Source organism: Marinilabiliales bacterium (assembly GCA_007695015.1).
In the GTDB taxonomy this organism is placed as follows: domain Bacteria; phylum Bacteroidota; class Bacteroidia; order Bacteroidales; family PUMT01; genus PXAP01.
This window is the reverse complement of the sequence record REEN01000054.1, coordinates 1-12,224: the sequence shown is the minus strand read 5'-3', so window position 1 is coordinate 12,224 and position 12,224 is coordinate 1. Positions and strand designations below refer to the sequence as shown.

The following is a 12,224-nucleotide window of genomic DNA, read 5'->3' as shown; positions in this document are numbered from 1 at the left end:
ATCTTTCTGGTTGGTTTCATGGGTAGCGGAAAATCCACCACCGGCCGTATACTGGCCGGGAAGCTTGGTTATACGTTTGCTGACCTTGACAAGCTGGTGGAGGAGAAGGAGGGTATGCCGGTGACAGAGATCTTTGCCCGCAGAGGCGAGGATTATTTCAGAAGGGCTGAGGCTGATATGCTTGAGACAATTGTTGATAAGAGCGATATGGTTATCGCATGCGGTGGAGGAACTCCCTGTTTTCATGATAACATGAGCAAGATGAAGCGGTCCGGCATCACGGTTTACCTTAGTGTGCCGCCCGCATTGCTGGCAAAACGCCTCTCAGACGGAAAGCAGAAGCGACCCCTTATTGCCGGCATGAAAGGAGCAGAGCTCCGGGACCATATCCGCCGGCTTCTTGCCGGAAGGGAGGGATGGTACAGGCAGAGCGACATAATTTTCAATTCAGCAGATGAAGGTGTTAATGAGCTTATCGAACTCCTGAAACCACACCTTGGAAGGCGGAACTAATTAAATCCCTGGAAATTCAATCTACCCGGCCCGTTCACGTGGCACTTTTTACTGATCCCCGCCCGTTCATCTGGCTTTTTTGCTGATCATGGCCCGTTCAATTGTTTTTTGCCCGATCCAGGTTTGTCCACCTGTTTTTTTGCCTGATCCCGCCCCGTTCACGTTGCACTTTTTTGCTGATCCCGCCCCCCTGTCTGTGCGGTCAGTAATTGCATCTTTATAGAACCTAGTAATAAGATAGTTAACTGTCGTGTCGGGTTGCCCTTTCCGATTGCTGTGATGCCGGTGGTCTGCAGATATGGCAGTGTAAAGCTCTGCTAAAGCGACATAATGGCAGGAAAAGAGGCTTGAAACCGAATGGCATGCAAGTTGACTATGTAGCGTGTGAAAACAGGTTGAAAATTTAAAAAACAAATTGATGTTTAACTTAAAAATAATGGAGGACCAGGCCATGTTACCAGTATTTAACAGAAGAGGTTCAATGCCGAGCATCGTAGATGATTTTTTCGGTAAGGACATGCTTTCGAATTTCTTTGATGATTACCAGACAGGGATTTGTGTTCCTGCGGTAAACATAATCGAAGGCAAGGATGATTTCAGGATCGAGGTGGCAGCACCCGGACTTGACAAGAATGATTTCAAGATCGATGTGAAGAACAACGTGCTGTTTATCTCATCGGAAAAGCGCCAGGAAGACGAGCAGAAAGATGAAAAGATTATGAGGCGCGAGTTTTCGTACAGCTCCTTCAGCCGTTCATTCAGTCTGCCTAACACAGTGGATGCAGACAAGATCACTGCAAACCACAAGGACGGCGTACTGAACATAACTATTCCCAAAAGGGAAGAGGCTAAGGAGAAGCCGCCAAGGCAGATCAGGATTTCGTAACAGTGAAAGGTTGAGGGGAATGGTGCCGGGTATCGATGATACCCGGTTTTTTTATGCCTTAAATGGTTCAACTGGCTTCGCCGGTCTCACCCGCTTCGCCGGTCTCATCCGCTTCGCCGGTCTCATCCGCTTCGCCGGTTATCTGGCTTTGCCGGTCTCACCCGCTTCGCCGGTTATCTGGCTTTGCCGGTCTCACCCGCTTCGCCGGTCTCAACTGTTTCGCCGGTTGTCTGGCTTCGCCGGTCTCATCCCAGGGATTGTTGGTTTTCTGTCGGGGATAAAACCAGTAATCGATTAATCGTCAACCGCCTGGAAGGTGAGGATTCTGAACTGCCAGGCGGTATTATCCGATACCTGGCCCCTTGTCTGTTTCATAAGCACGCCTATGATCTGTTCACGGGGGTCGGCAAAGTACTGGGTGTTGAAGTAACCTCCCCAGTTGAAGGTCCCTTCACTGCCCTGGCCACCGCGATCCTGCCCTTTCCCTGTCACAACCCCGAAAGCCAGTCCCAGATAACTGTCCGCATCCTCTCCCCAGAGGTCGCCTATGTGGTTGGCCATCATAAAATTGATCGTGGTGCGGCTCAGTATCCTTGTTCCGTTATATTCGCCGGCGTTGAGGTACATTTGCAGGAATGCGGCATAGTCCTTCGCCGTACTGCTGAGGCCTGCACCACCCGAGAAGAACCTGCGGGCTCCGCTTACAGGATAGTCAGGATCGTAATAATCCGATTCATAGGGAACCCATTCCCCGCTGCCCGTCCTTGCCTGCAACGGGACGAGCCGCCCGGCTTTCTCCGGCGGAAGGTAGAACCAGGTGTCATCCATGCCGAGGGGATCAAATAGTCTCTCCCTTAAGAACCTGTCAAACGGCATTCCCGATATCACTTCAATAAGATAGCCCAGTACGTCAATGCTTACGCTGTATGTGTACCCCTCGCCGGGATTGTGATGCAGGGGAAGCGCGGCAAGCCGCCTGACATTTTCTTCAATGCTTATATCTTCGGCGGTAAACAGGTCAACTATTCCCTCCTTCTGGTATATCTTCCTGAAGCGCTCGTCGCCGTCTATTATGCCGTATCCCAAACCCGAGGTGTGGGTAAGCAGGTGCCTGATCGTGATCTCCCTTTCTGCCTCAACGGTTGTATAGGTTGAATCGGCCGGGTTGAAGGTGTCAAGTACAACCGGATTTGCAAATTCGGGGATAAACCTGGAGACGGGATCATCGAGCCTGAACCTGCCCTCCTCCCATAGCATCATTACGGCTGTCGAGGTAATAGCCTTTGTCTGGCTGGCGATGCGGAAAATATCATCCGCTTGCAGAGCGCGGCCGCTTTGGATATCGGCCATGCCGAAAGCCTTGTGGTAGATGATCTCGCCGTCGCGGGCTACCAGGGCAACTGCCCCGGGTATGTCTCCTCTGGCAACTGCATCCTCCAGCATGTGATCTATCCTTTCCAGCCGTTCGGGCGACATGCCGACATTTTCGGCCCATCCGTCCGACAGCGGGGGTGAAAATTGCAGTGAAGGGGTCTGCGACAGGGCTGCCGTAAAGGGTGTCAGCAGCATCAGCGCCAGGTAAAGTACTTTTCTCATGATAGGCTCATTTAGGTAAATAAAAAATAAAGATAACACATGTATTTCAGAAATGGTGCGAAAGGGTTGCCTGTTTGGAGATGAGGGCATTATCCGGGTGATGGCAATGCAGCATGCCAAACAAAAAAGCTCCTGCCGTCTGTGGTGACCGGCAGGAGCGCCCAACCCTGGATTTCGGGGTATCCCCATCGCTTTGACAAATCAATCCAGGTTGAAAAACCGCATCAGCAGTTTTTTTGAAACTGTTTGTTGATTATTTACCTGACTATAAAGTAACCTATACCTATGTTCAAGCTTGGTGACAGATCAGTTCTTATTCCTGCTTCAGCATAATTGGGCTGTGTGGCGAACTCATCATCAATGGAGCCCAGGCTGAGATTAACCCCGGCAGAGGCATTGATGCAAAAATTGTCAATCAGTCTTACCTGAACTCCTATGCCAAGTTTGTGGTCGTAGGTTGCAATCCTGCCTCCATTTAGATAAACCGGATCAGATCCGGGGGAAATCAAATGCATGCTGCCCGGGCCGTTTGAGTAGCGGAACTGGAAATTGTACTGCATAAAGAACCTGACGGTGCTGTTGTCGGCAGTGGCCCTTTCAGGATGGCTTTCAGGTGCGAAGAGATAGCGCCTGTAAACCACATTGCCGCCTGAGATCCGGTTTTCGCCATGCTGCAGGATCAGTCCACCTTCAATAAGCTTGTTCTCTTTTTCGATGCCGATGTTGAAATTTGTATTGGAGTTAAACCCGCTTACCGGTGAGGAGTGGTATATGTTAACTCCTATTGCTTTCGGGACCCGGATAATTTCATCTGAAGCGCTGATTGCGGTTGTTGCGAGTATTGTTGTAAGAAGTATCACTGCTGATTTCTTCATCGCATGGTTTTTTTTGATTTGTCATTCGCGATCTCACTTACATATACGCCGCTTGCACTCCGGGGTTTTTGATTTTGAGGTGATTGGAGCAATCGTGCAGGGGTGATGTGGCTCACCGGAAGAGATGACCCGGCTTCACCCCCGTAATGGCAACCAGCTGAAAAACAGGAACATTAATCTTATAATATTTCCAGAGCCTAACCTTCAGTACCGGAAATGATAATTACCAGATGCAACTTCGGGGATATGCTCCGGGGAAGTTCATTGCCGGGGGTAATCAGGTATTTTGCCTGAATGGGATCCGGTATTAAGGATAAAGGATGAGCTGTTGCAATGTGCTCTTGCTGTTCCCAGGTATGGTTAAACCGGGTCGACGTCGGGGTACACCTGGCAGCTCCTGAACCCGGGTTGGGAGTTCAGCTGTGCTATTGCGGCAGAGATGAGCGAGCGCGCTTTCGGGAGGTTGGCTCCTTTCTCTATCTTGATAAGAATATGCATTATATGCCGGTTCTGGACCCTGCCCACCGGCGGGTATTCGGGGCCAAGCACCCTGTTGCCGAAGTCCGCCCTGAGTCTGCCGGCCAGTGATTTGGATGCCTTCTCAGCAGTTTCTCGGTTTTTGTCTTTTATTACTATTTTGATCAGCCGCACAAAGGGCGGGTATCTGAACTCTCTGCGCTCGGCAAGCTGTTCGCGGAAATGCCTTTCCAGGTTATTTCCGGTTATGTTCCTGATCACAGGGTGATCAGGGAAGCCGGTCTGGATGATGACCTTGCCGCGCTTCACTTTCCTGCCGGCTCTGCCTGCAACCTGCGACATGAGCTGGAAGCTTCTTTCATGTGCCCTGAAATCAGGGAACAGCAGCATATTGTCGGCATTAAGTATGCCGACCAGCGAAACCCTGCCGAAGTCGAGTCCCTTAGCCACCATCTGGGTTCCTGCCAGTATGTCGATCTTACCCTCTTCAAAGCTGCTGATTATCCGTTCATGCGATCTTTTGCCCCGGGCCGAGTCGAGGTCAAGCCGGCCGACCCTGGCCCCGGGGAAGAAGAGAGGGATCTCATCTTCTACCTTCTCGGTCCCGAACCCCCGGGTCTTGAGGTCGGAACTGCCACATTCCGGGCAGGAGGGGGGAGGCTTTTGGGAGGCCCCGCAATAGTGGCACACGAGCTGGTTCATTGTTTTGTGATAGGTCATGCTTACGTCGCAGTGCCGGCACAGGGGTACCCATCCGCAGTCGGCGCACTCGATATACGGGGCATAGCCGCGCCTGTTCTGGAAGAGTATTACCTGCTCTCCCTGGTCGAGCGCTTCGGTTAACGCTTCGATGAGCTGCGGGGTGAAAAGGGATTTCATCTGCCTCTTTTTCCTTGCCATCCGGGTATCGGCGATTATCATCTCAGGGAGCTCCATATCGCTGTACCTTTTGGTGAGGCCTGCCAGCCCGTACTTCCCCGAAAGGGTATTGTACCATGATTCGACCGATGGGGTAGCGGTGCCCAGCAGTGTCTTTGCGCCGTGCATAGAGGCAAGCATGACGGCGGCATCGCGGGCATGGTAGCGGGGTGCCGGCTCGAACTGCTTGAAGGTGTTCTCGTGCTCCTCATCAACAATTACGAGTCCAAGTTCACCGAAAGGCAAAAAGAGCGACGACCTGACGCCGAGGATCAGCCGGTAGCTGTGGTCGTCATCATTGAGTACCCTGTTCCATATCTCCACCCTTTCGGCTTCAGAGAATTTGGAGTGGTATACGCCGGCCAGGCTGCCGAACACGTTCTTCAGTCTCGTGATGATCTGTGCGGTAAGGGCGATCTCGGGCAGGAGGTAGAGTACCTGTTTCCCTTTTTCGAGCTGTTCCTTTATCAGGTGGATGTATATTTCGGTCTTCCCGCCCGAGGTGATGCCGTTGAGCAGGACCACATCGTTGCTTTCGAACTGCTTTTTTATGGTGAGTAGCGCCTCCCCCTGGTGATGGTTGAGCATGCTCATCTCCTTCTGGGCTGCGGGCTGACCTTCAAGTCTTGAGACGGTTTTTTCGGAACGGGCCAGAATATTTTTGTCATAGAGGGCGCGAAGCGGGGCGTCAGCGTTTTTAAAGCGCGTTGTCAGCATGCTCTTCGGAACAGCTGGCGGATCGCCGTCGCCGTTGTAGTCGGTAATATGCAGGTATTCCAGAACGATATCGAGCTGCCGGGGTGCGCGTTTCAGCTGTTCCGGCAACTGGTCCACCTCGCCTGATACGGCCAGTTCCGGATGCAGGCTCACGAAGATCTCCGTTTTCGGTTTTATCTCTCCCGCCGGACCGCCCCGGGGCCTGAAACCACCGGGCAGGGCTGCCTTCAGCACCTCGCCCGCGGTGCACATGTAATAATCTGCCAGCCAGTCCCAGAACCTCATCTGCACCGGCAGCACTACAGGGTGGTTATCGGGCACCGACAGTATATCCTTTGTTTCGTAACCTTCAGGAGGCCTGCTGTGCACCTCTTTGACGACGGCGGTATGCACGCCCCGTTTGCCGAACGGCACGGTTACCCGTTTGCCGGGAGCAACCTCGTTGACCAGGTGGTTGGGGACCGAGTAGGTGAAGGTGCCCGGCAGGGGTAGTGGCAGCAGCATATCGGCGTAAAGCCGGTTGGTGCCGTTTGGGGTGTCACGATTACTATCGGGGTGCTGTTGCATATTTCTGCGCGGACTGGTCAGGTTAAATTATTACATCGATATTGGTTTCGGGTTGATACTGCTGTTTCAGGGCCGGCATCCCGGCTTATTTCTTTGCGGTCAGTTCTCTGATCCTTTCTGCCGCCTCTTCCATAAGCCACCGGGGTGTCGATGTGGCGCCGCAAACACCTGCCGAACCTGCATCTTCGAACCATTCTGGCTTAATCTCCGAAGCGCCGGTCACGAACCAGCTCCTGGGGTTCACCTCCCTGCACTGGCCAAAGAGCACTTTGGCGTTGGAGCTCTGGCTGCCGCCCACGAAGACGATCACATCGCGCGATGCGGCGAATTTCCTGATGCGGGGCGTACGGCCTGATATTTGCCCGCAAATTGTATTATGCACTTTTAAAGGAACATTCCCGCCCGGGAAGTGCTCCTTCATTTTCGCTTCAATGTTCCCGGCAAGCCGGCGGTATTCGTCGGGATTCCTGGTTGTCTGGGAAAACAGGGTAACGGGCTGTGCGGGGTTTACAGCTTCAATGTTCCCGGCCTCCTGTACTATCACCGCTCCTCCTTCTGTATGTCCCAGCAGTCCGATTGTTTCGGGGTGGCCGGGGTTTCCGAATATCACTAACTGTCCGCCCTTCTCCTTCATCTCCATCCATGCCTTCCTGACCTTTTCCTGCAGTTTTTTGACAATGGGGCATGTGGCATCGGTAAGTGACAGCCTGTTCCTGCCAGTAAGATCGTATGATGAAGGCGGTTCGCCGTGGGCCCTGAAGAGCAGGGGCGCCTCCCTGAGCTTCTCCATTGCTGAGTGGTCTATGCTTGTGAGGCCGCGCCGCTCCAGCCTCTGCATCTCGGCCTTGTTGTGCACCAGGTCGCCGAGACAGTAAAGCTTCCCTTCCCTGTCAAGGAGATCCTCAGCCTGCTCAATGGCGCGTCTGACGCCGAAACAAAAACCTGAAGAGGGATCTATCGTAACAACCATAATTCCGTTTTAAAATCCAATCCGGGGTCTGCCGGTATTGCCAACGCTTCCGGCGCTGCCGGTGGTTCCAGTGTACCCGGTGCTGCCAGTCCTGCCAACGCTTCCGGCGCTGCCGGTGGTTCCAGTGTACCCGGTGCTGCCAGTCCTGCCGATGTTTCCGGCGCTTCCGGTGCTTCCGGCGCTGCCGGTCCTGCCGGTGGCAGGTCCAGGGCTGTGCCGGGAGCAGTCCGCCTTTATATCATTCCCCTTTCTGACAGGAGGTTTTCGAACCACACCATCTGCTCATCGGGGGTCATGTGTGAATTGTCGAGCACAACGGCGTCGGCGGCCTTTTTCAGGGGACTCTCCTTTCTTGTGCTGTCAATCTGATCGCGCCTGAGAATGTTTTCCCTTATCTCATCGAAATTGACATTTTCCCCCTTCTCTATCAGCTCTTTGTACCTCCTGCCGGCTCTTATGTCGGCCGACGCTGTAAGAAAGATCTTAATGTCGGCATCGGGGAACACCACCGTACCGATATCGCGTCCGTCCATCACAATGCCCTTGTCCTTTCCCATCTCCTGCTGCAGGGCCACCATCTTTCGCCTTACCATGGCCGATGTGCTTACCAGGCTCACACTGGAGGCCACCTCGAGTCCCCGAATCCTTTTCTCTACATTAATCCCGTTGAGGTATGTCTCAGCCGCCGAACCGCTGCCGGCAGGCCTGAAGTCGACAGTGATATTGTCGAGGAGCCGGCCGAGCGCCTCTTCATCCAGTGTATCGCCTTTGATCACCCCCTCTTCGATAAAGGCCAGCGTGACAGCCCGGTACATGGCGCCGCTGTCAATATAGAGATAACCCATCCTTGCGGCGATGGCTTTGGCAAAGGTGCTTTTGCCGCAGGATGAGTGTCCGTCGACGGCAATAATGAGCTTTTTTTTATCCATAACAGTTGTAAAAGTAATCAATTTCCTGCAATGGATGACGGCCCGGTTCCCTTCGCCTTGAAGAAGGGAAAGGGTGCAGGGATCACCAGGAAAAAGGGTGCAGGGATCACCAGGAAAAAGGGTGCAGTGATCACCATGGGAAAGGGTGCAGGGATCACCCCGGTGGGGGCTCCCTGCCTTCAGGCTGCTTTACTGCCGGCTGTAGAAGGAGCCCAGGCTGGCTGTGACAGAGAAGTGATGGGACGAGCCGGCCAGGTGGTACCGCGACTGTCCGAAATCAATCCTGAACCGGTTGAGCCTGACCCCGAAACCCCAGGAGAAGCCGACCGTCGACACCCGCTGGTCAATTTTCATCTCGTGCCTGCGGAGGTTGTTGTAGCCCGCCCGTATCGTGAGGCTTTGCATTGGCAGGAATTCAACACCTATTATCATGTGCCTCAGCAGCTCATTTCCAATTTGTCCCGCTTTCGCGGAAAAGGACGTCCCTGCAGGCTCGCTGCTGCCTTCTCTCTTAGGTGTATCAAGATTGAAATCCTGGAGGTGCTGGTAGACCGCCGACAGGCGGAAAGGTGCATGCTCCAGCTGTTTTGACACTCCGAGCTGCAACTCGAACGGAAGGTCCTCCCGTTCGCCGCCGGGATACCACGTGGTGAGCTGTGTGCCCAGGTTCCTCATCACCAGGGATACCGAAAGCAGGTGGGCGGGGTTGTAGTAGTTAATCCCTGCATCGATGGCCACGCCGAATGCCCGGTACTGCTCAAAAGAGGAGTTGATGGTCTTGAGTGCGGCGCCGGCTGTGAAAAGGCTGTCAATTGCCTTTGCCCAGGAGATGTTGACCGAGTTTTCAGAGGCGGTGAAGTTGCCTGTTATCACTCCCGTCTTGTCGGCTTCGAGGAAGCTTCCGTAGTTAATGTAATGGATGCCGCCGGCAAAGGTACCAAGCCTCCCCTGGTGGAAAGCGTATGATGCGTAGCCGAAGTTAATGTCGCTGTAATAGTTGACATAGTTGAGCAGGAGGTCCTGGTGCATGGTGCTGTCTAGAAGCGCCGGGTTATGGAACGCCAGGTTGAGGTCGCCGTCACGCAGCGTAATGTTCTTCCCGCCCAGTGACGCCACCCTGGCCGAATTGGTCAGGTTGAGGAACTCCCATGTGGCCGTGCCGCCCGGCTGGGCCGCAGCATCGGGCGGGACTGCAAGAATGCAGGTTAGCGCTGCCAGCAGCAGTGCCCCCGGATAAAGGTTCAGTCTCCCCATTTTTCAGATCTTCGATCGTGTAAATATAGCAAAACAAAAGTTTTTAATTGATCAGAGAAGTTACGCCGGCAGTGCTTAAGAAAAATTATTCACAGGCGGGTTGGTGCCCTAACCGGGATTATTCACAGGCGGGTTTATGCCATAACCGGGATTATTCACGGGCCGGGTTGATGCCAGAACAGAAATTATTCCCGGGCCGGCTTGATGCTGAACGGAGAATTTTTTATAATTTGGCTGTTTCTAAAACCTAAGCTTATGATAACCCTGTTAAGATATACCGTTACGTTTTGCATGGCTGTGCTGGCTGCTTTTTCGTGCAAGTCGCCCGACCCCCTTGACGATCTCTTTGTGTCAAACCCCAATGCGACCCAAGAGACCAGAGCTCTTTATTATAATCTTAAACAGATGGCCGGTGAGCGGATGATGTTCGGGCACCAGGATGCCGTTGCCTACGGGATTGGCCACGATCATGAGGTGGGTGGCTGGGATGCCGAAATCGATGGTGAGGAGTTCAGGTCTGATGTTCATGACGCCATCGGGTCATATCCGGCAGTTTTCGGATGGGACCTGGGCAAGATAGGGCGTGACCAGAATATCGATTCTGTTAGTTTTGATCTGATGCGACAATGGATGATCGAGGTATATGAAAGGGGCGGGATCAACACGGTGAGCTGGCATGAGGACAACCCGGCAACGGGCGGAAGCGCGTGGGATACCTCCGAGGCTGTCAGGCACATTCTGCCAGGTGGAGAGCGGCATGAACACTTCAGGTCAAGGCTCGACCTGGTAGCTGATTTCTTTCTCAACCTGAGAACTTCTGATGGCACGCCCGTGCCGGTCGTTTTCAGGCCGTACCATGAGCATACAGGCGGCTGGTTCTGGTGGGGTACAGGTCCCAGTTCCAGGGAAGAGTTCATCGAGCTGTGGCGTTTTACCCATCATTACCTGACTGAGGAGCGCGGCTGCACCAACCTGCTGTTCAGCTATTCGCCCGATATATTCCGCACCAGGGAGAGGTACATGGAGCGCTTTCCCGGGGTGGAATATGTTGATGTGCTGGGATTTGACAACTACCATGACCTGCGCACCGAAGAGGGAGTGCCGCTCGCCATAGATCAGATGAGGATCGTGGTTGAGCTTGCCCGGGAGATGGACAAGGTTGCCGCGCTCACGGAGACGGGCTACAATATGATACTGCAGGCGGACTGGTGGACCAGGAACATACTTGACCCGATAAAGAATGATCCTGTTGCAAGGCACATGGCCTGGGTGCTTGTATGGAGAAACGAGAACTGGATGAGTGAAGGCAGTTACGTGCACCATTTCGCTCCCTACCCCGGCCACCCCAGCGTACCCGATTTCAAAAAGTTCAGGGACGATCCGTTTACCGCTTTCCTGGAGGATCTGCCTGATATGTACAGTGTAAATTGAAAGTCAGGCTGGATGGATAATTCCGGGAATGTGAGCGGCAGGAAAAGAACCACTGCAGGTGGCAGTGAAGATAAAGGTTCAGCGGACGTTAGCGGAAAACGGCCCCCGGCTGAAAATGTCATAGCGGAGCTTCGCGATTTTGCATTGCAGGAGCTTGAAAACAACCTGCTGCCTTTCTGGGGCAAAAGGATGGCCGACAGGGTTAACGGAGGATTCCTGGGTGCTGTGAACCAGGAAGGAAATCCCCTGCCCGGCGAGCCCAAAGGACTTATACTTAACGCGAGAATGCTGTGGACCTTCGCCGCCGTTTATAATCATGACAAACGTTACGACTACATGGACCTGGCCCTCAGGGCCTGGGACTATATAGCCACACGATTTGCCGATGTGAGTTTTGGAGGATATTTCTGGACCGTTGACGAGTCAGGTAATCCGCTTGACACGAAGAAACAGACATATGCACAGGCATTTGTGATTTACGCCTTTGCCGAGTATTACAGGGCCTGCGGCCGGCAGGAGGTGCTGGATGCCGCCATCCGGCTGTACCGGCTTATTGAGGAGAAGTGTGCAGAAGGCACGCATGGCGGTTACCTTGAGGCTTTTTCCCGGAGCTGGGGTGAGATATCTGACAGCCGGCTGAGCGAGAAGGATATGAACGAGAGGAAGACGATGAACACCCACCTTCATGTGCTGGAGGCTTATACTTCGCTGCTGGGGGTGTGGAATGATAAGGGACTGAAGGAGCGGCTGAAGCATCTGATCACGGTTTTTGATGAAAAGATCGTGGGGCCCGGAAATGTTCACCAGAAGCTGTTCTTTAATGAGCTTTGGGAATGCAGGTCGGAAGTGATATCATACGGACACGACATTGAGGCCTCCTGGCTGCTCTATGAAGCGGCTCAGGCTGCCGGCGACCCTGCACTTGCTGACAACGTGGCGGAGCTGTCGCTCAGGCTTGCGAACGGCGCTGCGGAGGGAGTGAACAGGTTCGGGGGACTTACTCATGAGAGTGACGGTAAGGGAGGTACGGACGGTGAGATGGAGTGGTGGGCCCAGGCTGAGTCAGTCGTGGGTTTTCTGAATGCCTGGCG

General features: G+C 53.6%; 11 protein-coding genes and 1 pseudogene. 5 read left to right on the top strand and 7 right to left on the bottom strand.

Annotated features, from left to right (window positions below; translation table 11 throughout):
- Positions 1-18: 18 nt before the first annotated feature.
- The 3 genes from EA408_06125 (at position 19) to EA408_06115 (ending at position 1,697) form a co-directional block, all read left to right on the top strand.
- The gene (locus EA408_06125) at positions 19-513 is read left to right on the top strand and encodes a shikimate kinase (protein TVR72739.1); all 495 of its coding nucleotides are present in this window, start codon (positions 19-21) and stop codon (positions 511-513) included.
- A 451-nt stretch (positions 514-964) separates the two neighbouring features.
- On the top strand, positions 965-1,399 hold the full coding sequence (locus EA408_06120) for an Hsp20/alpha crystallin family protein (protein ID TVR72750.1): 435 nt from the start codon (positions 965-967) through the stop codon (positions 1,397-1,399).
- 19 nt (positions 1,400-1,418) lie between these two features.
- Complete coding sequence (locus tag EA408_06115; GenBank protein TVR72738.1) at positions 1,419-1,697, top strand: hypothetical protein; 279 nt, start codon at positions 1,419-1,421, stop codon at positions 1,695-1,697.
- Here EA408_06115 and EA408_06110 read toward each other — a convergent pair.
- The 7 genes and pseudogenes from EA408_06110 to EA408_06080 all read right to left on the bottom strand — a co-directional run bounded on the left by EA408_06110 (position 1,694) and on the right by EA408_06080 (position 9,702).
- A complete protein-coding gene (locus EA408_06110) occupies positions 1,694-2,995 on the bottom strand; it encodes a class A beta-lactamase-related serine hydrolase (GenBank protein TVR72737.1) in 1,302 nt (433 codons plus the stop codon). The two genes, EA408_06115 and EA408_06110, sit on opposite strands and share 4 nt — an antisense overlap.
- A gap of 257 nt (positions 2,996-3,252) precedes the next feature.
- Positions 3,253-3,870, bottom strand: coding sequence for a hypothetical protein (locus EA408_06105; protein ID TVR72736.1), 618 nt, complete (start codon positions 3,868-3,870; stop codon positions 3,253-3,255).
- Between the two features lie 360 nt (positions 3,871-4,230).
- A complete protein-coding gene (gene priA / locus EA408_06100; protein TVR72735.1) occupies positions 4,231-6,549 on the bottom strand; it encodes a primosomal protein N' in 2,319 nt (772 codons plus the stop codon).
- 85 nt (positions 6,550-6,634) lie between these two features.
- Positions 6,635-7,519 carry a 4-hydroxy-3-methylbut-2-enyl diphosphate reductase gene (locus tag EA408_06095; protein ID TVR72734.1) on the bottom strand — a complete coding sequence of 295 codons (885 nt, stop codon included), beginning with the start codon at positions 7,517-7,519 and terminating at the stop codon, positions 6,635-6,637.
- Between the two features lie 30 nt (positions 7,520-7,549).
- Positions 7,550-7,720: pseudogene (locus EA408_06090) on the bottom strand (collagen-like protein).
- Positions 7,721-7,752: 32 nt separating this feature from the next.
- Positions 7,753-8,448, bottom strand: a complete 696-nt coding sequence (locus EA408_06085) for a (d)CMP kinase (GenBank protein TVR72733.1) — start codon at positions 8,446-8,448, stop codon at positions 7,753-7,755.
- A 189-nt stretch (positions 8,449-8,637) separates the two neighbouring features.
- A complete protein-coding gene (locus EA408_06080; protein ID TVR72732.1) occupies positions 8,638-9,702 on the bottom strand; it encodes a hypothetical protein in 1,065 nt (354 codons plus the stop codon).
- Between the two features lie 204 nt (positions 9,703-9,906).
- On the opposite strand from EA408_06080, the gene EA408_06075 reads away from it, so the two are divergent.
- Together EA408_06075 and EA408_06070 are read left to right on the top strand one after the other, a co-directional pair.
- A complete protein-coding gene (locus EA408_06075; protein TVR72731.1) occupies positions 9,907-11,133 on the top strand; it encodes a beta-mannosidase in 1,227 nt (408 codons plus the stop codon).
- 12 nt (positions 11,134-11,145) lie between these two features.
- Positions 11,146-12,224, top strand: a 1,079-nt coding sequence (locus tag EA408_06070) for an N-acyl-D-glucosamine 2-epimerase (protein ID TVR72730.1), incomplete at its 3' end; no start/stop codon positions are given.